The organism is Caballeronia sp. BR00000012568055 (genome assembly GCF_029439455.1).
Lineage (GTDB): Bacteria > Pseudomonadota > Gammaproteobacteria > Burkholderiales > Burkholderiaceae > Caballeronia.
On sequence record NZ_JAQFVG010000311.1, the window covers coordinates 175473 to 198497 of the forward strand.

General features: G+C 60.4%; 26 protein-coding genes. 15 read left to right on the forward strand and 11 right to left on the reverse strand.

The window, feature by feature from the left end:
• The first annotated feature begins 33 nt into the window (after positions 1-33).
• The 3 genes from P7F28_RS23180 to P7F28_RS23190 all read left to right on the forward strand — a co-directional run bounded on the left by P7F28_RS23180 (position 34) and on the right by P7F28_RS23190 (position 1706).
• Entirely contained in the window at positions 34-915 is an 882-nt protein-coding gene (locus P7F28_RS23180; RefSeq protein WP_277187102.1) for an EamA family transporter, read from the forward strand.
• A gap of 144 nt (positions 916-1059) precedes the next feature.
• Positions 1060-1539: a hypothetical protein gene (locus tag P7F28_RS23185; RefSeq protein ID WP_277187103.1), complete on the forward strand. Its 480-nt coding sequence runs from the start codon at positions 1060-1062 to the stop codon at positions 1537-1539.
• A gap of 11 nt (positions 1540-1550) precedes the next feature.
• Positions 1551-1706, forward strand: a complete 156-nt coding sequence (locus P7F28_RS23190; protein ID WP_277187104.1) for a hypothetical protein — start codon at positions 1551-1553, stop codon at positions 1704-1706.
• A gap of 51 nt (positions 1707-1757) precedes the next feature.
• On the opposite strand, the gene P7F28_RS23195 is transcribed toward P7F28_RS23190, so the two are convergent.
• Both P7F28_RS23195 and tsaE read right to left on the reverse strand, forming a co-directional pair.
• Entirely contained in the window at positions 1758-3275 is a 1518-nt protein-coding gene (locus tag P7F28_RS23195; RefSeq protein WP_277187105.1) for an N-acetylmuramoyl-L-alanine amidase, read from the reverse strand.
• Positions 3257-3832 (reverse strand): tRNA (adenosine(37)-N6)-threonylcarbamoyltransferase complex ATPase subunit type 1 TsaE, encoded by a 576-nt coding sequence (gene tsaE / locus P7F28_RS23200; RefSeq protein WP_277187106.1) that lies wholly within the window; start codon positions 3830-3832, stop codon positions 3257-3259. The genes P7F28_RS23195 and tsaE overlap by 19 nt, the downstream gene beginning before the upstream one ends.
• 18 nt (positions 3833-3850) lie before the next feature.
• On the opposite strand from tsaE, the gene queG reads away from it, so the two are divergent.
• The 5 genes from queG to plsY are packed head-to-tail and all read left to right on the forward strand — an operon-like array spanning position 3851 to position 7663.
• Positions 3851-5095, forward strand: coding sequence for a tRNA epoxyqueuosine(34) reductase QueG (gene queG, locus P7F28_RS23205; protein WP_277187107.1), 1245 nt, complete (start codon positions 3851-3853; stop codon positions 5093-5095).
• The gene (locus P7F28_RS23210) at positions 5085-5570 is read left to right on the forward strand and encodes a methylated-DNA--[protein]-cysteine S-methyltransferase (protein ID WP_277187108.1); all 486 of its coding nucleotides are present in this window, start codon (positions 5085-5087) and stop codon (positions 5568-5570) included. Before queG ends, P7F28_RS23210 begins: the two co-directional genes overlap by 11 nt.
• Positions 5567-6496: a site-specific tyrosine recombinase XerD gene (xerD, locus tag P7F28_RS23215; protein ID WP_277187109.1), complete on the forward strand. Its 930-nt coding sequence runs from the start codon at positions 5567-5569 to the stop codon at positions 6494-6496. The genes P7F28_RS23210 and xerD overlap by 4 nt, the downstream gene beginning before the upstream one ends.
• A gap of 9 nt (positions 6497-6505) precedes the next feature.
• Complete coding sequence (ybaK, locus tag P7F28_RS23220; RefSeq protein WP_277187110.1) at positions 6506-6997, forward strand: Cys-tRNA(Pro) deacylase; 492 nt, start codon at positions 6506-6508, stop codon at positions 6995-6997.
• 39 nt (positions 6998-7036) lie between these two features.
• Positions 7037-7663, forward strand: a complete 627-nt coding sequence (plsY, locus tag P7F28_RS23225; RefSeq protein WP_277187111.1) for a glycerol-3-phosphate 1-O-acyltransferase PlsY — start codon at positions 7037-7039, stop codon at positions 7661-7663.
• 53 nt (positions 7664-7716) lie between these two features.
• Here plsY and P7F28_RS23230 read toward each other — a convergent pair whose 3' ends face one another.
• The gene (locus tag P7F28_RS23230) at positions 7717-8202 is read right to left on the reverse strand and encodes a YajQ family cyclic di-GMP-binding protein (protein ID WP_277187112.1); all 486 of its coding nucleotides are present in this window, start codon (positions 8200-8202) and stop codon (positions 7717-7719) included.
• Positions 8203-8316: 114 nt separating this feature from the next.
• Between P7F28_RS23230 and murB the strand changes: the two genes are divergently transcribed.
• On the forward strand, positions 8317-9324 hold the full coding sequence (murB, locus tag P7F28_RS23235) for a UDP-N-acetylmuramate dehydrogenase (RefSeq protein ID WP_277187113.1): 1008 nt from the start codon (positions 8317-8319) through the stop codon (positions 9322-9324).
• Positions 9325-9327: 3 nt separating this feature from the next.
• On the opposite strand, the gene argF is transcribed toward murB, so the two are convergent.
• A complete protein-coding gene (gene argF / locus P7F28_RS23240) occupies positions 9328-10257 on the reverse strand; it encodes an ornithine carbamoyltransferase (RefSeq protein WP_277187114.1) in 930 nt (309 codons plus the stop codon).
• A gap of 433 nt (positions 10258-10690) precedes the next feature.
• Between argF and P7F28_RS23245 the strand changes: the two genes are divergently transcribed.
• Positions 10691-11083, forward strand: coding sequence for a DUF3579 domain-containing protein (locus P7F28_RS23245; protein WP_277187115.1), 393 nt, complete (start codon positions 10691-10693; stop codon positions 11081-11083).
• A gap of 130 nt (positions 11084-11213) precedes the next feature.
• On the opposite strand, the gene rpsT is transcribed toward P7F28_RS23245, so the two are convergent.
• The gene (gene rpsT, locus P7F28_RS23250; RefSeq protein ID WP_277187116.1) at positions 11214-11492 is read right to left on the reverse strand and encodes a 30S ribosomal protein S20; all 279 of its coding nucleotides are present in this window, start codon (positions 11490-11492) and stop codon (positions 11214-11216) included.
• Positions 11493-11911: 419 nt separating this feature from the next.
• Here rpsT and murJ point away from each other — a divergent pair, with 419 nt between their 5' ends.
• Positions 11912-13462, forward strand: coding sequence for a murein biosynthesis integral membrane protein MurJ (gene murJ / locus P7F28_RS23255; protein WP_277187117.1), 1551 nt, complete (start codon positions 11912-11914; stop codon positions 13460-13462).
• On the forward strand, positions 13462-14304 hold the full coding sequence (locus P7F28_RS23260; protein WP_277187118.1) for a SirB1 family protein: 843 nt from the start codon (positions 13462-13464) through the stop codon (positions 14302-14304). The genes murJ and P7F28_RS23260 overlap by 1 nt, the downstream gene beginning before the upstream one ends.
• Before the next feature lie 3 nt (positions 14305-14307).
• Here P7F28_RS23260 and P7F28_RS23265 read toward each other — a convergent pair whose 3' ends face one another.
• The 5 genes from P7F28_RS23265 to lpxK all read right to left on the reverse strand — a co-directional run bounded on the left by P7F28_RS23265 (position 14308) and on the right by lpxK (position 18155).
• The gene (locus P7F28_RS23265) at positions 14308-15066 is read right to left on the reverse strand and encodes a 3-hydroxyacyl-CoA dehydrogenase (protein ID WP_277187119.1); all 759 of its coding nucleotides are present in this window, start codon (positions 15064-15066) and stop codon (positions 14308-14310) included.
• Positions 15067-15181: 115 nt separating this feature from the next.
• Complete coding sequence (adk, locus tag P7F28_RS23270; RefSeq protein WP_277187120.1) at positions 15182-15844, reverse strand: adenylate kinase; 663 nt, start codon at positions 15842-15844, stop codon at positions 15182-15184.
• 284 nt (positions 15845-16128) lie between these two features.
• Positions 16129-16920 (reverse strand): 3-deoxy-manno-octulosonate cytidylyltransferase, encoded by a 792-nt coding sequence (gene kdsB, locus P7F28_RS23275; RefSeq protein ID WP_277187121.1) that lies wholly within the window; start codon positions 16918-16920, stop codon positions 16129-16131.
• 31 nt (positions 16921-16951) lie between these two features.
• Positions 16952-17158 carry a Trm112 family protein gene (locus P7F28_RS23280; RefSeq protein WP_277187122.1) on the reverse strand — a complete coding sequence of 69 codons (207 nt, stop codon included), beginning with the start codon at positions 17156-17158 and terminating at the stop codon, positions 16952-16954.
• Positions 17139-18155 (reverse strand): tetraacyldisaccharide 4'-kinase, encoded by a 1017-nt coding sequence (gene lpxK / locus P7F28_RS23285; RefSeq protein ID WP_277187123.1) that lies wholly within the window; start codon positions 18153-18155, stop codon positions 17139-17141. Before lpxK ends, P7F28_RS23280 begins: the two co-directional genes overlap by 20 nt.
• Positions 18156-18615: 460 nt before the next feature.
• Here lpxK and xseA point away from each other — a divergent pair, with 460 nt between their 5' ends.
• From xseA to P7F28_RS23300, 3 genes are all read left to right on the forward strand, one after another.
• Positions 18616-19983, forward strand: coding sequence for an exodeoxyribonuclease VII large subunit (xseA, locus tag P7F28_RS23290; RefSeq protein WP_277187124.1), 1368 nt, complete (start codon positions 18616-18618; stop codon positions 19981-19983).
• Between the two features lie 198 nt (positions 19984-20181).
• Positions 20182-20763 carry a superoxide dismutase gene (locus P7F28_RS23295; RefSeq protein ID WP_277187125.1) on the forward strand — a complete coding sequence of 194 codons (582 nt, stop codon included), beginning with the start codon at positions 20182-20184 and terminating at the stop codon, positions 20761-20763.
• A 182-nt stretch (positions 20764-20945) separates the two neighbouring features.
• Positions 20946-21269 carry a hypothetical protein gene (locus tag P7F28_RS23300; protein ID WP_277187126.1) on the forward strand — a complete coding sequence of 108 codons (324 nt, stop codon included), beginning with the start codon at positions 20946-20948 and terminating at the stop codon, positions 21267-21269.
• Positions 21270-21347: 78 nt separating this feature from the next.
• Here the strand turns inward: P7F28_RS23300 and zwf are convergent, their stop codons facing one another.
• Positions 21348-22811, reverse strand: a complete 1464-nt coding sequence (gene zwf, locus P7F28_RS23305) for a glucose-6-phosphate dehydrogenase (RefSeq protein WP_277187127.1) — start codon at positions 22809-22811, stop codon at positions 21348-21350.
• Positions 22812-23025 lie beyond the last annotated feature (214 nt).

Sequence of the window (23025 nt, forward strand, 5' to 3'; positions counted from 1 at the left end):
CTCGTTCCCTAAACTGAAACCTGGGGAACGGCGATGTCGCCAAAAGACTTGCTGGTCGCGATGATAGTGATCCTCGCGTGGGGCGTGAATTTCGTGGTCATCAAACTGGGCCTGCACGGAGTTCCGCCGATGCTGCTCGGCGCGTTGCGTTTCGCGCTCGCCGCGTTGCCTGCGGTCTTCGTCAAACGCCCGCAAATCGCGCTGCGCTGGCTGTTTGCGTACGGCATCACGATTTCCTTCGGGCAATTCGCCTTTCTCTTCTATGCGATGTCAGTCGGCATGCCAGCCGGACTCGCATCGCTCGTGTTGCAGGCGCAGGCATTCTTCACGCTGATTTTCGCCGCGATGTTTCTGGGTGAGCGTATTCGTGCTGCGAACGTCGCGGGTTTGCTGATCGCGGCGGCGGGGCTGGCTGTGATCGGCATGCAGGGCGGCCATTCGATGACTGCGCTCGGCTTTATCCTCACGCTCGCCGCTTCGTCGATGTGGGCGCTCGGCAATGTCGTCTCCAAGCGCATGGGCAAGGTCGATCTGCTGTCGCTCGTTGTCTGGGGCAGCATGATTCCGCCGATTCCGTTCTTCGTAATGTCGCTGATCTTCGAAGGCCCGGCGCGCATCGAGTCGAGTCTCGCGCATATCCCGCTGATTTCCGTGTTCGCGATTGCGTATCTGTCGTTCGTCGCGACGATCGTGGGTTATAGCTTGTGGGGCCGATTGCTGACGCGCTATCCGGCGGCGCAGGTCGCGCCGTTTTCGCTGCTGGTGCCGGTGATCGGGATTGCATCGGCGGCGGTGTTTTTGGGCGAGGAAATGACGTCTGTGCAGATCGCAGGCGCGGCGCTGGTGATGGCGGGACTGGTGGTGAATGTGTTCGGTGGACGGATTGCGCAGCGGTTGGGACTGGCCGCGCGGTAATCGACATTTTTAGGAAAAATCGCAGCGCTGGCCAAGTGTTCAGGCGCTTGGTGCTGCTATAGCATCTTCTGAAAAGCGGTAACGGGAACTCTCATGTCACCGACGCTTGATCGTGGGTTGATGTGACTGTGAAAGGACCGGTTGATGAAGTATTTCTTTTACGAGGTGGTGCTGCTGCTTTTGTTGGTAGTGCTTGTGTATTTTCCCGGTGGCTTGTTGCTTCAGGATGAGCCCCATTTGTTCGAGAAAGTGTTTTCTACAGGAGATCTCTTAGGGATTGGAGCCCTTGTTCTGATGAACAGCTACGTCGAGTTAGATAAGACGGAGTGGGAACTTGGCGAAGAAATGTTCAATAGGAGCAAGGCATTTTCATTCCTGTCTGGAATATTCGTCCTTGCCACTTACCTATTTGCCAGAGTGTCAGCACTGCATTTCCAATTCGATACGGAGCCGATCGCGCGGCGTATTACCGTATGTGCTTGGGTAAGTATCGGATGTCTCTTCTACTCGGCTATCTTGGGCTGGTATACACGGTTTCTAACCGCCAGAGTTCGAAAATCGACCCGGCGAGGTAGCGCTAGGGGCGCTCATTCCGCTAAGACTTTTAGTCATCCTTCTAACTGATGGTGAAAAAAATGGACGCAAGTTTTTTGGATGCGTTTGGTCCGGTGTTTCTTGAAGTTGTAGCGACTATTCTCGCGGTATTCGCGATCATCATGCTGGTGTCGGTGCCGCAGCAACTCAGGCAAATCGACGATGCATTAAAGCGCCGCAACAAAACGCGCGGGTGAATCGTTTGTCTCAGCGGGCAGTTCAGCTTGGCCCGCTGAGACACCTGACCCTCAAGTCATCCGACTCTTCGCCAATGGCGGATTCGCCGCAAAGTACCGCTTGATGCCCTTCAAAATCGCGTTCGCCATCTTGTCGCGATACGCATCGTCATTCAGACGCGTTTCTTCGTCCGGATTGCTGATGAACGCGGTTTCCACCAGAATCGACGGAATATCCGGCGCTTTCAGCACCGCAAATCCCGCCTGCTCGACCGATCCCTTGTGCAGCTTGTTGATGCCGCCAATCTCGTTCAGCACGAAACTGCCGTAGCGCATCGAATCGCGAATTTGCGCGGTTGTGGACATATCGAACAGGGCGCGATTCACGCTCGCGTCCTGACTCTTCACGTTGATGCCGCCGACCTGATCCGACGAGTTTTCCTTCGCCGCCATCCATCGCGCCGCCGCGCTCGATGCGCCATGCTCCGACAGCGCGAAAACCGACGATCCGCGCGCATCCGGCGTGGTGAAAGCATCCGCGTGAATCGATACGAACAGGTCCGCGCCGACGCGCTGCGCCTTCTGCACGCGCACATTGAGCGGCACGAAGAAGTCGGCGTCGCGCGTCATCATCGCGCGCATATTGGGCTGGGCGTCGATCTTCGCGCGCAGCTTCTTCGCGATATCCAGCGCGATGTGCTTCTCATACGTCCCCGCACCGCCAATCGCGCCGGGATCTTCGCCGCCATGACCGGGATCGATCGCGACCGTAAGCAAACGCGTGGTGCCGGTGCCTTGTTTGGGTTGAGCGAAGGTGTATTGATCGTCGTCGTCCTTCTGCGCGATGACAGGCGGCGCAACGGGCACGCGCGGCTTGACCGTCGGCTTCGGGATCACAGGCGGAACAGACGCACTCGGCGCAGTGGAATCGTTCTGCGCATACTTCTGGAAGAAATCGTCCGGATTGTCAGGCGATGCCGCATGCGGCGCGGGCGTCGGTCCGGACAAGGTTGCGGGCGGCGGCGCGGACGGATTCGGATTCGAGCGATCCAGCGCTTCCTGCTTGCGCTCGCTCTGTGCGAGCAGTTCCATCAGCGGATCGGGCGCGACGGCCGGATAAAGATCGAACACCAGCCGATATTTATAACTGCCGATCGGCCCGAGCGTGAACACCTGCGGCTTCACCGATCCCTTCAGATCGAACACCATCCGCACCACATGCGGCTGATATTGCCCGATACGCACCGCCTGAATCTGCGGATCGTTCGGCGTGATCTTGGAGACGAGGTCGCGCAGCGCCTGATCCAGATCGATGCCCGAGAGATCGACCACCAGCCGGTCCGGTCCCTGAAGCAGTTGATTGGCGTTCTGCAGCGGCTGGTCGGATTCGATCGTCACGCGCGTGTAGTCGCGCGCGGGCCACACGCGCACGCCGAGCACCGAACTCGCATGCGCGAGCTTCGGTGCGACGAGCGCGAGCACGAGCGTCGAAGCGCCTGCGCGCAGCACCTGGCGACGACGCCAGTTGTGCGGCGCGCAGGCGCTCGATTCGATCGAATGAAATGGCTTGATCAACATCTTTCGAGACATGTCTTTCCTGTTTCGCTGAATGCCCGCGCGGTGAGCACGCGGCCTTCTTCACCGTTCGAGCCTGCCTCGTCGGGCAGGGCGAGTTCGAACACAAGGTCCGGCACGCCGAGCAGACCACCGGCCTGCTGCGGCCATTCGACGAGGCATAACGCGCCTGCATCGAAATATTCGCGAAAGCCGGCATCGGCCCATTCGGCCGGATCGGCGAAGCGATAGAGATCGAAGTGATAGACGTCGAGCGGACCGCTTTGCGTCTCAAGCGAGTACGGCTCGACGAGCGTATAGGTCGGGCTTTTCACGCGTCCCGCATGGCCGAGCGCGCGCAGTGTCGCACGAACCAGCGTGGTTTTGCCGGCGCCCAGGTCGCCGATCAACTGGACCTGCAATCCGGTGAATCGTTCAGACGAAGCCGCTTGTGAAGCCATGCGCGTGGCGTCGAGTGCGCGCGCGAAGCGTTCTCCGAAGGCGAGCGTGGCGGCTTCGTCGCGCAATTCGAAGCGGCGTTCGAGGCGCGCGGGCGGAAGGTCAGGCGTCGTACGTTCGGGGCTTTCGGGCATTGCTCGTAAAATGTCGTGATGAACCGATTGCCGGAACACTCCGTTGAATTCACGACTGCGTCCAGCGACGCCGCCGCTGAGTCTGTCGATGCAAAACGCGCCTTGAATCACGATGAAAAGGCGCTGACGGAACTCGCGCAGCGAATCAAGACATGGGGGCGCGAGTTGGGTTTCGGCGCGGTCGGGATCAGCGATACCGACTTGTCGGATGCCGAGAAGGGCCTGGCCGAATGGCTTGATGCAGGCTATCACGGCGAAATGGATTATATGGCCAAACATGGGACGAAACGCGCAAGACCCGCCGAGCTTGTGGCCGGCACGCTACGCGTGATTACCGTTCGTATGGCCTATTTGCCCGCAGAAACGCTGCAAAAGAAGGGCGATGAAAGTGTCGCGACAGCGGATGGTCAGAAGAACGACTGGCGCGCAATCGAGTGGACGCGGCAGTCGATGCCTTCGGAAGCGGTGGTCTCCATCTACGCGCGTGGCCGCGATTATCACAAGGTCATGCGCAATCGGCTTCAGCAATTGGCCGAGCGAATCGAAGATGCAATCGGAGCGTTTGGGTATCGCGTATTCACGGATTCCGCGCCGGTTCTCGAAGTCGCGCTCGCGCAGAAAGGAGGCACCGGCTGGCGCGGCAAGCACACCTTGCTGCTCGATCGCGATGCCGGTTCGCTGTTCTTCCTGGGCGAAATTTTCGTCGATATCCCGCTTCCCGCCGATCCCGATCCATCGACCGAAGGCGCGCATTGCGGGCAATGTACGCGGTGTATCGACGCCTGTCCGACGGGCGCGATCGTCGAGCCGTATCGCGTGGATGCGCGGCGCTGCATTTCGTATCTGACGATCGAATTGCACGGCAGCATTCCCGAGGAGATGCGTCCGCTGATCGGCAATCGCGTGTATGGATGCGACGATTGCCAGCTGATCTGTCCGTGGAACAAGTTCGCGCAGGCCGCGCCCGTCGCCGATTTCGATGTCCGTCACGGGCTGGATCGCGCGTCGCTGATCGAGTTGTTTGCGTGGAGCGCGGAGGAGTTCGATACGCGCATGCAGGGCAGCGCGATCCGTCGTATCGGCCATGAGCGATGGCTGCGCAATATCGCCGTGGCGATGGGCAACGCGTTGCGCGCTTTGAACAACGAAGCACGCGCGCCGTTCGTGAACGCCCTGAGAGCACGCGAAAACGATTCATCGGAGATCGTGCGCGAGCATGTTCGCTGGGCTCTGCAGCAGCAGGAAAACACGCATGAAAACTGACACACCCTTCGACGCCGTGATCGATGCGCCATTCGGCAAAGTTGGCATTCGCGTGGACGCGCGTTCGGTGCGCGAGATCGTCTATCTGCCCGGCGACACACGTTCGATTGAGCCGCAAAGCGAACTGGCCGCAGAAGCCGCCGCGCAAATCCGCCGCTACTTCGCCTCACCGTCGATGCGCTTCGACCTGCCGCTCGCGGCCAAAGGCACCGAGCATCAGAACCGCGTATGGCGCGGCATCAGCGGAATCGCGCAGGGCGAAGTCTGGACGTACGGCCAGCTTGCGCGCGAAATCGGCAGCGTGCCGCGCGCGGTCGGGCAGGCGTGCGGCTCCAATCCGTGGCCGATCGTGATACCGTGCCACCGGGTAGTGGCATCGGGCGGGATCGGCGGATTCGCGCATCATCCCGGCGATGGCTTTTTCCGTGACGTGAAGCGCTGGCTGCTGGCGCATGAAGGTGTATCGATCGCATGACGAGCGCAACGACTGAAGCATTGCCAACGCCGGGCTTCACCGCAAGCTCGGATTCGATCGACCTTTTCTGCGACTCGCTGTGGCTTGAACACGGTCTCGCCAAAAATTCGCTCGATGCGTATCGGCGCGATTTGAAGCTCTTCGCGGAATGGCTCGGCAAGCGCAACGGCACGTCCATCGATGCGGCCACGGAAGTCGATCTCACCGCGTATTCCGCCGCGCGCAGCAGCGACAAGGCGACGTCGGCGAATCGGCGGCTTTCGGTGTTTCGGCGCTATTACGCGTGGGCGTTGCGCGAGCATCGAACATCGTCCGATCCGACTTTGAAGATGCGTTCCGCGAAACAAGCGCCGCGCTTTCCGAAGACGCTCAACGAATCGCAAGTCGAAGCGATTTTGCACGCGCCGGATATCGACACGCCGCTCGGTCTGCGCGACCGCACGATGATCGAACTGATGTATGCGAGCGGCCTGCGCGTGACCGAGCTTGTCACGCTGAAAACGGTGGAAGTCGGTCTGAACGAAGGCGTCGTGCGCGTGATGGGCAAAGGCTCGAAAGAGCGTCTCGTGCCGTTCGGCGAAGCGGCGCACGACTGGCTCATGCGCTATCTGAAAGACGCGCGGCCCGCCTTGCTCGGCGAGCGCGCCGCCGATGCGCTGTTCGTCACCGCGCGCGGCGATGGCATGACGCGTCAGCAGTTTTGGAACATCATCAAACGCCACGCGTTCAATGGTGGCGTGCATGTGCCGCTGTCGCCGCACACCCTACGCCACGCGTTCGCGACGCATCTGCTCAATCACGGCGCGGACCTGCGCGTCGTGCAAATGCTGCTCGGCCACTCGGATATTTCCACGACGCAGATCTACACGCACGTCGCGCGTGAGCGATTGCAGAAGCTGCATCGGGAGCATCATCCGCGGGGATAGAATTCGGCCATGTCCAAAAACAAGCACATCTCCGAGACGCCCGCGACGCAATTTCTGCGGCGCAATAAGGTCGATTTCGGCGAACATCCCTACGATTACGTCGAACATGGCGGCACGGAAGAATCCGCGAGGCAGCTTGGCGTGGACGAGCATAGCGTCGTCAAGACGCTGGTGATGGAAGACGAGCACGCGAAACCGCTGATCGTGCTGATGCACGGCGACCGCACGGTATCGACGAAAAATCTGGCGCGGCAGACGGGCGCGAAACGCATCGAGCCGTGCAAGCCGGAAGTGGCGAACCGGCATTCGGGCTTTCTGGTCGGCGGCACGTCGCCGTTCGGCACGAAAAAGGCGATGCCGGTGTTCGTCGAATCGAGCATCCTCGAACTCGACACGATCTATCTGAACGGCGGCAAGCGCGGCTATCTCATCAGCATTGCGCCGAAGGTTCTGACGGAGTTGCTGAAGGCGAAGCCCGTTCAGTGCGCGAGCGTCGATTAGAATGCACTCCGCATTCTTTTAGTCCAAACAAGAGACATCATGATTTTCCTGATAGCGGTCGTGTCTTATCTGATCGGCTCGATTTCATTCGCCGTCGTCGTCAGCCACGCAATGGGCCTCGCCGATCCGCGCTCGTACGGCTCCGGCAATCCCGGCGCGACCAACGTGCTGCGCACCGGCAACAAGAAAGCCGCGATCCTTACGCTGATTGGCGATGCGTTCAAAGGCTGGCTGCCGGTGTGGATCGTCGTGAACTATGGCGCGAGCTTCGGATTGGACGGAACGGCCTACACGACAGCCGTCGCGCTTTCGGCGATCGCCGTATTCCTCGGCCATCTGTTCCCGATCTTCTTCAAGTTTCAGGGCGGCAAGGGCGTGGCGACCGCCGCGGGCGTGCTGCTCGCGATCCATCCCGCGCTCGGGCTGGCGACGCTGCTGACGTGGATCATCATCGCGTTCTTCTTTCGCTTTTCGTCGCTGGCGGCGCTGGTTGCGGCCGTCTTTGCGCCGTTTTTCGATGTGTTTCTGTTCGGTCCGAGCCGCATCTCACTCGCCGTGCTGGCGATGAGTCTGCTGCTGATCTGGCGGCATCGCGCGAATATTTCGAAGTTGCTGGCGGGGAAGGAAAGCCGGATCGGCGAGAAGAAAAAGGCGGCTGCCGAGTAAGTAAAAAAGCCGTTCCGATGTGAGTCGGAACGGCTTTTTTTCGACAAACAAACTCAGTCGCGGAAATTGTTGAAGTCGAGCGGCGTGTCCGTCACATCCTTCTTCAGCAACGCGATGGTGCTTTGCAAATCGTCGCGCTTGGTGCCTTGCACGCGGACTGCATCGCCCTGAATGCTGGCCTGGACCTTGATCTTGCTGTCCTTCACCAACTTGACGATCTTCTTCGCCAAATCACCCGACACGCCTTTCTTGACCGTCACGACCTGCTTGATCTTGTCGCCGCCGATCTTTTCCTGCTTGCCGTAATCCAGAAAACGCACATCGACGCCGCGCTTGGCCAGTTTGTTCAGCAGCACGTCTTTCACCTGGCCGAGCTTGAAATCGTCGTCGGCGTAGAGCGTGAGTTCGCGCTCCTTCTGCTCGACGCGTGAATCCGAACCCTTGAAGTCGAAGCGCGTCGAGATTTCCTTATTGGATTGCTCGATGGCGTTCTTCACTTCGATCATATTTGCTTCGCTGACGACGTCGAACGATGGCATCGCTTCACTCCTTAGCTTTTCGTTGAGGCGGCGCGCGTCTAAACCTGCACGCTCACTCGCTATAATCATTGACCTGCGTCATTCTACCGACGCGCTTCGAATTTCCCCAATCTAATGCTTCTCGCGGATTATTCCCTGCTTCGCCACAACACCTTCGGTTTCGATGCCCGCGCGCGTTATGCCATGCGCATCGACAGCGTGGAGGCGGCGTGTGCGCTGGCGCGTGACGAACGTATCGCCGGAATGTTGCAACTCGTGCTCGGCGGCGGCAGCAATATCGTGCTGACGCGCGATTTCGACGGCGTGGCGCTGATCGTCGATATCGCGGGCAAGCGCGTGATCGGCGAAGACGGCGATGCGTGGCTCGTCGAAGCCGGCGCGGGCGAAAACTGGCACGAGTTCGTTTCCTGGACGCTCGCACAAGGCATGCCGGGACTCGAAAACCTCGCGCTGATTCCGGGCACCGTCGGCGCTGCGCCGATCCAGAATATCGGCGCGTACGGACTGGAGATGGGCGAGCGCTTCGAGCGGCTGCATGCGGTGGAGCTGGCGACGGGGACGCGCGCGGAGTTTGATCGTGAGGCCTGCGCATTTGGCTATCGCGATAGCTTTTTCAAGCGCGATGGACGCGGGCGCTTCATGATTACGTCGGTCGTGTTCCGGCTGCCGAAGCAATGGACCCCGCGCGCCGATTACGCCGACGTGGCCCGCGCACTCGAAAACTCCACGAAGCGCGACGCCCAGGCCATTTTCGATGCCGTCGTCGCGGTGCGTCGCGCCAAGCTGCCCGACTGGACGAAGCTCGGCAACGCGGGCAGTTTCTTCAAGAATCCCGTTATCGACGCAGCCGCGTTCGATGCGCTCAAGCAGCGCGAACCGGACATCGTCTCTTATGCGCAGGCCGATGGCCAAGTAAAGCTAGCCGCCGGCTGGCTGATCGACCGATGCGGCTGGAAAGGGCGCGGCATCGGCGGCGCGGCGGTGCACGAGCGTCAGGCGCTGGTGCTGGTGAATCGCGGCGGCGCGACGGGCGCGCAAGTGCTCGAACTCGCCGAAGCCATCAAGCGCGATGTGCTCGAACGCTTCGGCGTAGACCTCGAAATGGAACCCGTCTGCCTGTAAAACTCAGTGGTTCAGCTTGCCCAGCAGCAGATATTCCATCAACGCCTTCTGCACATGCAGACGGTTTTCCGCCTCATCCCACACCACGCTTTGCGGGCCGTCGATCACATCCGCACTCACTTCTTCTCCGCGATGCGCGGGCAGGCAGTGCATGAATAGCGCGTCGGCATTGGCGCGCGCCATCATCTCGGCATCGACGCAATAGTCGGCGAACGCCTTCATGCGCACTTCGTTTTCCGCTTCGTAGCCCATGCTGGTCCACACGTCCGTGGTGACCAGATCCGCGCCGGCGCAGGCTTCGTTCGGATCGTCGAATTCCTCGAAGAACGGCTTGCTGGCTTCCGCGACCAGCGCGGGATCGAGCTTGTAGCCTTCCGGCGTAGACAAACGCAGCTTGAACCCAAGAATCTGCGCCGCTTCGATCCACGTGTAGAGCATATTGTTCGCGTCACCGACCCACGCGACGGTCTTGCCCGAAATCGGTCCGCGATGCTCGTAGAACGTGAAAATATCCGCCAGCACCTGACACGGGTGATATTCGTTCGTCAGACCGTTGATCACCGGCACGCGCGAGCTTTCCGCGAATCGCTCGATGATGTCCTGACCGAACGTACGGATCATGATGATATCGACCATGCGCGAAATCACCTGCGCCGAATCCTCGATCGGCTCGCCGCGCCCGAGTTGCGTATCGCGCGTGTTCATGAACACCGCGTGGCCGCCCAACTGGAAGATGCCGGCTTCGAACGAAAGCCGCGTACGCGTCGAGTTCTTCTCGAAGATCATCGCGAGCGTGCGGTCGTGCAGCGGGTGATAGGTCTCGTAGTTTTTGAACTTGCGCTTCAGAATGCGCGCGCGTTCGAGCACGTACTCATAGTCGTCGAGGGAGAAATCCTTGAACTGAAGATAGTGGCGAATTTTTTTGGCGGTCATGAAACGCAAGCGGCGGCTTCCGACCAGCATACTTCGATGCATTCGTCACATCGAACGAGCCGGGCGATGCCGCCGTAAGGAGTGGTATCGCATTCGAGCATAAAGTATTTCGCGATCTTTGACGAGGCTGGCACGGGGCTGGCAGAAAGCTCCGATACCTCGCTGTAAGGCTTGCAGCAAGCCTTCGCGGGCGTTACCGCGTTTTGTGTGCAGTGCGGAAAAGAGGGGGCTGCGGTATAATCCTGCTCGCTCGTTTCAACAACTCTGCAACATTCAGCACGGTTTCAAGCGTACGTTCGGCGAAGGCGCGCAAGCGGTCGTCAGGTAGCTCCGTGCACGCGCCCGCGTCGCCGGGACGCCGTCTCCGAATGTCGAACGTCGAGCGTCGTTTTTGCCGGTGTGCATCATCGGCTGTCAAAAGGTAATGCTATACATGGCTGAAACAACCCCAACCGAGTACTTCATACAAGGCATCACCAAGAACGGGAGAAAGTTTCGGCCGAGCGACTGGTCGGAGCGCCTGTGCGGTGTGATGTCGGGGTTCGGGCCGAAGGCGCGAGGGCCGAACGCCCGCCTGCAATATTCCATCTACGTCCGCCCGACGATGATCGGTGACATCAAGGTCGTCATTCTGGATTCGCGCCTGCGCGACATTGAACCGATGGCCTTCGACTTCGTGCTGAACTTCGCCAAGGACAACGATCTGCTGGTGACCGAGGCGTGCGAACTGACGCTGCATCACGGCGCGGATCAGGCGCACGCGCCTGCATCTGCACCCGCACCCGCACCCGCTCCGGCAGAAGCACCTGCTCCCGAGAAAGAGTAAGCAAAAAGCCAGGACGCAAAAAAGCCCGCTGATGTAAAAACAGCGGGCTTTTTCATTACTGCGCAGCGGAAACAGGAAGCTGCCCCGGCGCACGCTTCACGAGGAAGCGCTCGCCGGAAGCGAGCCGGAATTACTGGGCAGCGGGGGCTTGCAGGCCCTTGATGGCTGCAGCCAGGCGGCTCTTATGACGAGCTGCCTTGTTCTTGTGGACGATCTTCTTGTCCGAGATGATGTCCATCGTCTTGACGGACGCCTTGTACACTTCGGCAGCCTTGGCTTGATCGCCGGCTTCGATAGCCTTGCGAACTGCCTTGATGGCCGTGCGGAACTTCGAGCGCAGCGCCGAGTTGTGCGAGTTTGCCTTAGCGGCCTGACGGGCGCGCTTGCGTGCTTGTGCGGTATTTGCCATGACGGTTCCTTGTCCTGTTTCTGCTGTTACTTGTTCGGCGCTCGCCGTCTTGGCCGCACTAAAAGCGACCGTGGAAAAGCCCGGAGCGGGGCGTTTTCGGACGAACTGCCTGAATCTGAAATCCCGGGAACGATTGCCCGAGAACCTTTAAAACTACGCCGATCGGGTTCCGGACCGCCAGATTACACGCGGGTCCGAGCCGGAAAAGGCGCGAAGCAGCCTTGAAGTGCCTAAAGCGGAGCTTCGGAACCGGCGATTATAGCAATCAAATACGAGATATGACAAGGATGGATTCGGCTTGCGAAACAAGACGCCACCGAGCCGAGACAAACGAAATCGGTCAAACGTACGCAAAACGCCGCCAGCGACACGATCTGTAACCTGAGCGCGCCACGCCCGGCCCGTATAATAAGCGCCCCATGAATCTATTCCGAGCCCTCCTGACGGTCAGCGGCTTCACGCTGCTGTCGCGCGTGACCGGCCTGATCCGCGAAACGCTGATCGCCCGAGCCTTCGGCGCCAGTCTCTATACCGACGCGTTCTACGTCGCGTTCCGTATCCCCAATATGCTGCGGCGGCTATCGGCGGAAGGCGCGTTCGCGCAAGCCTTCGTGCCGGTCCTCGCCGAGTTCAAGAACAGTCAAGGCCATGATCCGACCAAGGCGCTCGTCGATGCCATGTCCACCGTGCTCACCTGGGCGCTCGTCGTGCTGTCGCTGGTCGGCATGGCGGGAGCGAGCTGGGTGGTGTTCGCGGTGGCATCGGGGCTGAAGCACGAGGGCATCGGCTATACGCTCGCGGTCGAGATGACGCGGATCATGTTCCCGTACATCCTGCTTATTTCGATGACCACGCTCGCGTCCGGCGTGCTCAACACGTACAAGCAGTTCTCGTTGCCCGCGTTCGCGCCGGTGCTGCTCAATGTCGCGTTCATCACGGCGGCGGTGTTCGTCGCGCCGCATCTGAAGGTGCCGGTGTACGCGCTCGCTTATGCGGTAATCGCGGGCGGCGTGCTGCAATTGCTGGTGCAGTTGCCGGGGCTGAAGAAGATCGACATGGTGCCGCGCATCGGTCTGAGCTTCATGAAGGCGCTTGCGCATCCGGGCGTCAAGCGCGTGTTGTGGAAGATGTTGCCTGCGACGTTTGCCGTATCGGTGCAGCAGTTGAGTCTGATCATCAACACGAACATTGCGTCGAATATCGGGCCGGGCGCGGTATCGTGGATCAACTATGCCGATCGGCTGATGGAGTTTCCGACCGCGCTGCTCGGCGCGGCGCTCGGCACCATCCTGCTTCCGAGTCTCTCGAAAGCCCACGTCGATGCAAACAACGACGAATACGCGTCACTGCTCGATTGGGGCCTGCGTCTCACGTTCCTTCTGGCCGCACCGAGCGCCGTCGCGCTGTTCTTTTTCGCCGAACCGCTCACGGCCACGCTGTTCCACTACGGCAAGTTCGATAGTCACTCGGTCGTGATGGTCGGCCGCGCGTTGGGCGCATATGGCATCGGACTGGTCGGTTTGATCGTGATCAAGATTCTCGCGCCGGGCTTCTATGCGAAGCAGGACATCAAGACGCCGGTGAAGATCGCTATCTTCGTGCTGTTCATGACACAGTTGAGCAACTACATCTTCGTGCCGATTTTTGCTCACGCCGGTCTTACGCTCTCGATCAGCTTCGGCGCAATTACGAACGCGACGCTGCTCTACATCGGCCTGCGCCGCCGCAAGATCTACACGCCGTCTGCGGGCTGGCTGCGCTTTCTCGTGCAGTTGATCGGCGCGTGCCTGGTTCTTGCTGGCGTGATGCATTGGGTGGCGATCAACTTCGACTGGATCGGCATGCGCGCCACGCCGCTCATGCGTATCGCATTGATGGGCGCGAGCCTCGTCGTGTTCGCTGCGCTGTATTTCGGTATGCTGTCCGCCATGGGCTTCAAATACGCCTACTTCAAGAGACGCACGCTTTGATGACAACGACGCGCATCCTCGATTACTTCTCCTCGCTGATGGCCGATGACGAAAGTCTTCCGCTGACGGAGGCGGCGTTGTCGATTGCGCAGGATGCGTATCCGGATCTCGACTTGCAGGCCACGCTCGCGGAGATCGACGAACTCGTCGTCCGCGCGCGCCGCCGCATGCCCGACGATGCCGACATCAAGCAAAAAGTCGATGCGCTCAATCGCTATTTCTTCCGCGAACTGGGCTTCTCCAGCAATCTCAACGATTACTACGATCCCGATAACAGCCATCTGAACGTGGTGCTGCGCCGTCGTCGCGGCATTCCGATCACGCTTGCGGTCGTTTATCTGGAGATGGCGGAGCAACTCGGCTTGCCGGTGCGCGGCGTGTCGTTTCCGGGGCATTTTCTGCTGCGCGTCGCTGTGCCCGGTCAGGACCTGATGCTCGATCCGACCAACGGTCAGACGCTCTCCGAAGCGCAGATGGTCGAGATGCTCGAACCTTATGTGCAGCGCGTCGGGGAATCGATCAGCAGTGCGTTGCGCGTGTTGCTTCAGCCTGCCACGCGCCGCGAGATCATCGCGCGGATGCTGCGCAATCTGAAGGGCATCTATTTGCAGACGGAGCGCTGGCAACGTTTGCTCGCCGTGCAGCAGCGGCTCGTGATCGTGCTTCCGGGAAGTATCGAAGAAGTGCGGGATCGTGGCTTTGCTTATGCGCGGCTCGATTATCTCCGGCCTGCGCTCGAAGACCTCGCGCGCTATCTCGAAGACCGTCCCGACGCGGAAGACGCGACGGTCGTCGAAACCGAACTGCATGAGCTGCGTCAGCGCACACAGCACGGCGACTAAAAACTACTTGGGCTGCATGCGGATCGCGCCGTCGAGGCGGATCACTTCGCCATTCAGCATCGTGTTCTCGAAGATGTGTTTGACGAGCATCGCGTACTCGTCGGGTTTGCCGAGGCGCGGAGGGAAGGGGACCATCGCGCCGAGCGCGTCTTGCACGTCTTTAGGCATGCCGAGCAGCATCGGCGTTTCGAACAGACCCGGTGCAATCGTCATCACGCGGATGCCGCTTCGGCTCAGATCACGCGCAATCGGCAAGGTCATACCCGCGACGCCGCTTTTCGATGCCGCGTACGCCGCCTGACCGATTTGTCCGTCGAACGCTGCAACTGACGCCGTGTTCACGATCACGCCACGTTCACCCGCTGCATTCGCTTCGTTCTTCGACATCGCGTTTGCCGCGAGCCGGATCATGTTGAACGTGCCGATCAGGTTCACTGAAACGACTTTCGAAAACAGATCGAGCGGATGCGGCCCATCGCGTCCCACGGTTTTCGATGCGGGCGCGATGCCTGCGCAGTTCACGAGTCCACGTAGCGTGCCGAGCTTGAGCGCTGTATCGATCACGCGTTGTCCATCGGCTTCCTGACTCACGTCGCACTTGACGAACTCGCCGGACAATTCGCGCGCGAGTTCGACGCCCGCCGCTTCGTTCATATCCGCGAGCACAACTTTGCCGCCGTGCTGCGCAATCAACTTAGCCGTCGATGCACCGAGTCCCGACGCGCCGCCGGTAATCACGAACACATTGCCTTGCATATCCATCTGCGTGTCTCCTTTTATGTAGTCGAACGATTGTATCGAAGCGCATCGAAGCGACGCGGCATAAAAAAACCCGCTCACATGGAGCGGGTTTTCTGAGAAGCGCAAACGAAGACGCTTACTTCAACGCGTCGAACACGCGCGTGCGAATTTCATCGACCGCGCCGAGGCCCGAAATCTTGCGATACTGCGGCGCTTCCAATCCATTCGATGCACCGCTCTTCGCCCAATCGTTGTAGTAGGCGATCAGCGGCTTGGTCTGCGATTCATACACGTCCAGACGCTTCTTGACGGTTTCTTCCTTGTCGTCGTCGCGCTGGATCAGCGGTTCGCCGGTGACATCGTCCTTGCCTTCCACTTTCGGCGGATTGAACTTGACGTGATACGTCCGGCCCGATGCCGCGTGCACGCGACGACCGCTCATACGCGTGATGATCTCGTCGAACGGCACGTCGATCTCCAGCACGTAGTCGATCGCCACGCCGGCGTTCTTCATGGCTTCAGCTTGCGGAATGGTGCGCGGGAAACCGTCGAACAGATAGCCGTTCTTGCAGTCGTCCGCGAGCAGGCGCTCTTTCACCAGATTGATGATGAGCGAATCCGGCACGAGATCGCCGGCATCCATATAGCCCTTGGCTTCGACGCCCAGCGGCGAACCCGCCTTGACCGCCGCGCGCAGCATGTCGCCGGTGGAAATCTGCGGAATGCCGAATTTTTCCTTGATGAAGTTTGCCTGGGTGCCCTTGCCCGCACCGGGTGCGCCCAACAGGATCAAACGCATGATGAACTCTCCGAATCGTCTAGAAATCGTGCCGCGAGGCTGATGGGTGATCCGGTGAGCTGGCTCGGGCGGCGTCAACGGGGGAGAGACGCGGCCGTAACGGAGACGGCGCGACACCCACGGACAGCGGCGCAATATTGAGCGTGGCGCTGACCGGACGGCTCGCGCAATCGCTTGATTATGCCACGGAGAATGACAGTTTCAGCCGTAATAACGCGGATAGAAAACGTCGCGAAGCCCGCCAATCAACGCTTTGGCGGGTTTACACGGGTTGTGCGCAGCTTTCAGTTCGAGGCAGGGAACAGCGCGCGAACGCGTTCGAGGTCGGTCGGTGTATCGACACCGGGCGGCGGGGCGTCTTGCGTGACGCGCACCGCAATGCGTTCGCCATGCCACAGCGCGCGCAATTGCTCCAGCGCTTCGGCCGATTCGATCGGCGCCTGCGCGAGACTTGGAAACGTTCGCAAAAACTTGGCGCGATATGCGTATAGGCCAATATGTCGCAGCACGTTTTCCGGCACGGCCGGCAGATTCGACAGCGCGGAAACGTCAGGCCAATGCGCTTGCCAGGCATCGCGCGTCCACGGAATCGGCGCGCGCGAGAAATACAGCGCGACGCTCCTGGCATCGAGCACGACCTTCACGACGTTCGGATTGAACACGTCGGCGGGATCGTGGATGGGATGCGCGGCGGTCGCGATCGCGCATGCGGGATGCGCGGCGAGATGCGCGGCGACATCGCGTACGAGTTGCGGATCGATCAAAGGCTCGTCGCCCTGAACGTTGACGATGATCGCATCGTCCGCGCAGCCGAGCCGCGTGACGACTTCGGCGAGACGATCCGTGCCGGTCGGATGATCGGGCCGCGTCAACATCACTTCGATGCCGTGATCGCGCGCGGCATCGACCACGAGGCCGGAGTCGGTCGCGATCAGCACCTGCGATGCGCCCGACTCGCGCGCACGTTCGGCGACGCGCACGACCATCGGCTTGCCGCCGATATCCGCGAGCGGTTTGTTCGGCAGACGCGTAGACGCGAGACGCGCCGGAATGATGGCGATGAACGGTACGGACATGACTCGATAAGCCTGTAACTAAGCCTGAAGATCAGTTGTCGTCAACGGGCTTGAGCGGTTCGACGGGCGTGCCTTCCACCGTCTGACGCGCTTCATCGACGAGCATCACGGGAATGCCGTCGCGAATGGGATACGCGAGTTTGTCCGCGTTGCAGATGAGTTCCTGCGCCGCGCGGTCATAGGTGAGCGGGCCCTTGCAGATCGGGCAGACGAGGATTTCAAGCAGGCGTGCGTCCACGAAGTTTCTCCACAACCAAAGCGATAAGGCGGGGCCGAAGCACGGCTTGCACAGGAACGACCCAGATGCGTGCGTCGCGCCAGGCCTCGAATTTTACTGCATCCTTTTCCGTCACAAGGATGGCGTCGGCCTGCACGGATTCGAACGGATTCGTGCGATACGAATAGTGGTCCGGAAACGCGCGCGTCGTGGGCGTGATGCCCGCTGAGCGCAGCGTCGCGAAGAAGCGCTCCGGCGATCCGATGCCCGCCGCCGCGACCACTTTTTCGTTCGCAAATTGCGAGAGCGGACGGCGCACGGAAGGATCGTCAAGCAGCCAGGCGTCGCCGGATTCGAGTTCGAGCGCGAAGGTGTCGGGCCACGGCGGCAGCGTTTTGTCGTACGGGCTGTTGATGAGCGTGGCATCGCGGTGGCGCGACATCGGTTCACGCAGCGGACCGGCGGGCAGCAGGAAGCCGTTGCCGCCCAGACGGTCATCGAATACGACGAGTTCGAAGGCGCGCGCCATCCGATAGTGCTGAAGGCCGTCGTCGGAGACGAGCACATCGACATTCGGATTGGCTTTCAACAGCGCCTGCGCCGCCGCCACGCGATTCGGGCAGACGAACACCGGCGCATGCGTGCGGCGCGCGATCAGCAAAGGCTCGTCGCCGACTTGCGATGCCGCGCTGGCCGGCGTGACGCTGGTCGGCTGCTTGATTTTCGCGCCGTAACCGCGCGACACGACGCCCGGCTGAAAGCCCGCTGCGCGCAGCGCTTCGACCAGCGCGATCACGGTCGGCGTCTTGCCGGTCCCGCCGACGGTCACATTGCCGACCACAACGACGGGCACACCGACATCGACCTGTTTGAACCAGCCCAGTTGATAGAACGAGCGGCGCGTCGCGGTGATCGCGGCGAACACGCAGGCGAGCGGCGTGAGCGCCCACGCAATCGGGCCGCGCGCACGCCATTCGCGCGCGAAGAAGGTTTCGATCGGCGCTTTGAGATCAGACATGGACCGCCTTCGTGACGGTCTTAATTCGTAGAAACGGCATGGCGCGCAACGGCAGCTCCTTCGATTCAGGTGAGCGTTGAACCCGGCACTCTATCGCGCGAGCGGCGTGCGCGCCAGTCGGCGTGTCGGGCTGCGAGCGTCTTTATCGGCCGTTCGCCTGATTCCGCAATCTGTGGATAACTCTGTGAACAAGTTGTCGTCCGGAAAGCGCAATGCCGCGTCAGGAAAGCGTTACTCCGCAGAAAATCCTAATCAGACAAATTTAATCTATTTAAATCAATGGCTTGCTACGGTGTGTCGCGGCTTTCAGGCGTGTTGAGAAGCGTTTTCGGTAAGTCTTTCTGTGTGGACACTTGCTACACTTGCGTACCTCGTTCGGCGGATTTTGTCCATACGTCATATCGTCAGTCTGACGATGGTTTGACGTATAGTGCGCCGCATCTTTCATTCGATTTCGCCTATGACTCCCGATTCCTTGCAGTCGCAAGGCGGCGATGCCGTCATTCCCGTTTCCGTCCTCAATCGTGCGATCAACACGATGCTGGAGCGCTCGTTTCCGCTCGTGTGGGTATCGGGCGAGGTGTCGAACTTTACGCGGGCGGCGAGCGGCCACTGGTATTTCTCGATCAAGGATGCCAATGCGCAGATGCGCTGCGTGATGTTCCGAGGCCGCGCGCAGTACGCCGAGTTCACGCCGCGCGAAGGCGACAAGATCGAAGTACGCGCGCTGGTGACGATGTACGAGCCGCGCGGCGAGCTTCAACTCAATGTTGAAGCGGTGCGGCGCACGGGGCAGGGGCGTCTGTACGAAGCGTTTCTGCGGCTAAAGGCGCAGCTCGAAAGCGAAGGCTTGTTTGCGGCTGAGCGCAAGCGTGCGTTGCCTTCGCATCCGCGTGGGATCGGGATTGTGACGTCGTTGCAGGCGGCCGCTTTGCGCGGTGTGCTGGCCACGCTCGCGCGCCGCGCGCCGCATGTGCCTGTCGTCGTGTATTCCGCGCCGGTGCAGGGCGCGGGCGTGAGCACCAAGCTCGCGGCGATGGTCGAAGCCGCCAACGCGCGCCGTGAAGTCGATGTGCTGATCGTGTGTCGCGGCGGTGGATCGATCGAAGATTTGTGGGCGTTCAACGAAGAAGTGCTCGCGCGTGCGATTGCCGCGAGTGAGTTGCCCGTTGTCAGCGGCGTCGGTCACGAGACGGATTTCACCATTGCCGATTCCGCCGCCGATGTACGCGCGCCGACGCCGACCGCCGCCGCCGAACTCGTCAGCCCGCAGCGCGTGCTGCTGCTGCGCGAGCTGGATCATCGGCATGCGACGCTGACGCGCGGTTTCGGTCGCATGATGGAGCGACGCGCGCAGCAACTCGACTGGCTTGCGCGTCGGCTGGTCAGTCCCGCTGAGCGTCTGGCGCGGCAGCGGGTGCATCTGCGTCAATTGGCGAGCCGGCTGGCGGCAGCGGGCGCGCGTCCCGTACGCGATGCGCGTGCGCAATTCGCGTTGGTGCAGTATCGGTGGGAACGCAAGCGGCCGAATCTGGAAGCGCATCGCGAGCATTTGATGCGCTTGTCGCAGCGCGTGGCGAATGCGCGTGAACGTCGCGCGGAGCGGGAGAAAGCGTGCGTATCGGAACTGGCGGCACGCTTGCAGGTGCTCAGTCCGCAGCGCACGCTGGAACGCGGCTATGCCGCATTGATCGATACCCAAACGGGCCGCGCATTGCGTGCGCCGGGCGCGCTGAAACCGAAGCGCCCGCTCACCGTCCATCTCGCAGAAGGCTCCGCGGATGTCTTGTTGGCCGATGTCCAGCCGCGCCTGCCCGAAGACTTCTGAACGTAGATTTGACGCGCCACATTCACACGTCGCGAGCACTATTTACGCCGTCCGTGGCGCTTCGAAAGCGATCTTACTCATAAAAGGCATGCGGTTTGCGGGGTTATCCCAACTCACCTACAATCCATTGCTCTACTTGCTGCAACCAGCGTCACACAGAACATCCCCCACAAACCACATAGAAAGGAAGCTCGCATCATGGAACATACGCTCCCGCCGCTGCCGTTCGACAAGAACGCGCTCGCTCCGCACATGTCGGAAGAAACGCTCGAGTATCACTATGGCAAGCATCACCAGACCTATGTGACGAATCTGAACAAGCTGATTCCGGGCACGGAATTCGAAAACGCGTCGCTGGAAGAAATCGTCAAGAAGTCGTCGGGCGGCATCTTCAATAACTCGGCGCAAGTCTGGAATCACACGTTCTTCTGGAACAGCCTGTCGCCGAACGGCGGCGGCGCTCCGACCGGCGCGCTGGCTGATGCCATCAACGCCAAGTACGGTTCGTACGACAAGTTCAAGGAAGAATTCGCGAAGGTCGCAACCGGCACGTTCGGCTCGGGCTGGACGTGGCTCGTCAAGAAGACCGACGGCAGCGTCGATATCGTCTCGACCAGCAACGCCGCCACGCCGCTGACGACGGATGCTAAGGCGCTCGTCACCATCGACGTGTGGGAGCACGCGTATTACATCGACTATCGCAATGCGCGTCCGAAGTTTATCGAGGCTTACTGGAACATCGTGAACTGGGATTTTGCATCGAAGAATTTTGGTGCTTAAGCTCATTGCTCAAGACATCGTAACGATTGTCGGAAAGCCGTAGTACATAGAAAAGCCCTCGTAAGAGGGCTTTTTTTCGTTATGCACAGACTTCGTACGCGGCACGATGATTGCGCTCCTTGACACCAGCAGACGGTGGAGTCTGTGGACCTATTTTCATTCCGATCAAGGAGGCACGCATCATGAACAAGGCAACCAGCACGTTGATCGCGGCCGTCGCCGCACTCGCGATGTCGGGCGGCGTCTATGCGCAATCGGCCGGTGGCGCGAATGGTGGCGGTGGATCGTCGGGCAGCACGGCCAGCCCTGCAAATCAGGTGAACAACGGCGGCAACATGTCGGGCGGCTATGGCACGCCGGGCACGACGAACTCGGACATGGGCACGCGCGCGCCGAATTCCGGCCTGCCGAGCGGCGTGAACAGCAATGCGACGCTTAATGCGGCGCCTCCGACGAGCAACAATACGCTGGCCACGCCGAGCGTGAAGTCGCCTGCTGCGCAATAGTTTTTCTTGAGCTTGCTTGTAAGAAAGGCCGTTGTCCTTATCGACAACGGCCTTTTTTTGTAAAAACTAACTGCCTGATTAACTTCCTGAGGCGTTCGGATCGCGCCACGTGCGCTCGAACGGCAAGCGCCACGCGTGCGGCGCGACGAGCTGATGAATCGCGTTCGGTCCCCACGATCCGGGCGCGTACAGCCGTACCGGCGGCGGCGATTCGATCAGCGCCGTCGAAACTTCCCACAATCTTTCGATGCCTTCCGCCGTCGTGAACAGCGTGCGGTCACCGCGCATTGCATCGAGAATCAGGCGTTCGTAGGCTTCGAGCACGTCACCGATCAAACCGGTATCGCGCATGGCGAATTGCAGGCTGAGCTTGTCGAGCCGCATGCCCGGACCGGGACGCTTGCCATAGAACGACAACGACATTTTCGACGCATCGGCGAGATCGAAAGTCAGATGATCCGGACCTTGCGATCCAACGCCCGATCCAGCCGGAAACATGCTCTTCGGCGGCTCGCGAAACGCGATCGAAATGATGCGTTGTCCTTCGGCCATGCGCTTTCCGGTGCGCAGATAGAAGGGCACGCCCGCCCATCGCCAGTTGTCGATCGAGCATTTCAGCGCGATAAACGTCTCCGCGTCCGACTCCGGACTCACGCCTTCTTCCTGCCGATAACCCGTGTATTGCCCGCGCACGACATCCGATGGTTCGATCGGCTGCATGCAGCGGAAGACCTTGTTCTTTTCCTCGCTGATCGGCGATGGTTCGAGCGATGTAGGCGGTTCCATCGCCACGAACGCGAGGATTTGGAAAAGGTGAGTCACGACCATATCGCGGAACGCGCCGGTTTGCTCGTAGAAGCCTGCGCGCTTGCCGAGACCCAACGTCTCCGGCACATCGATCTGAATATGATCGATGAAATTGCGATTCCAAATCGGTTCGAACAAGCCATTGGCAAAGCGGAACGCGAGAATGTTCTGCGCCGGTTCCTTGCCCAGAAAGTGATCGATACGGAAAATCTGCGATTCCTCGAACACCTCATGCAGCCGCTTGTTCAGCGACACGGCCGTCGCCAGATTCGTGCCGAACGGCTTCTCCATAATAATGCGCGAACGCTCGACCAGATCGGCGTCGTTAAGCATGGCGACGGCGGAGAGCGCAGCATTCGGCGGCACGCTCAAATAATGCAGACGCTGGCATTCACCATCGAAACTTTGCTCGGCAAGGCGCACTTCGGCTTTGAGCGCTTCGGCGCCGGCCGTCAGCGGAACGTAACTCAAGTTTCCCGCGAACGTGTCCCATTCTTCCTGCGAAATCTTGCGAGTCGAAAACTCATCGAGCGAGGCTTTCGCTTGCCGACGAAACTCGTCCACATCGATATCGTCCAGCGCGACCGCGATGATTTTGCACCCCGGAATAAATCCCGCATTGGACAGATGACAGAGTCCGGGCAATAGCTTGCGACGTGAAAGGTCGCCGGTCGCGCCGAACAGAATCACGACCTGAGGAAGTTTCGGACCTACCCCTGCGGAGATCTTTGCCATGTTGGAAAGCCCTTGGGTTGTCGTTCGTCTCATCGTCAATGCGGGCCGATGCAAGCAACTTCAGGACCATCGCGCGAGACGACGTGTTTCGGAAGCGGTCTTGCCGCGCACGCATCAAGACAGTGCGAAGCGTGCGCCAGCGTGGGTCGTGTCGATGATAAACCGCGACCATCACACGCGTATGTCATCGGGGTAAACCGCAGGAAAGCGAGTT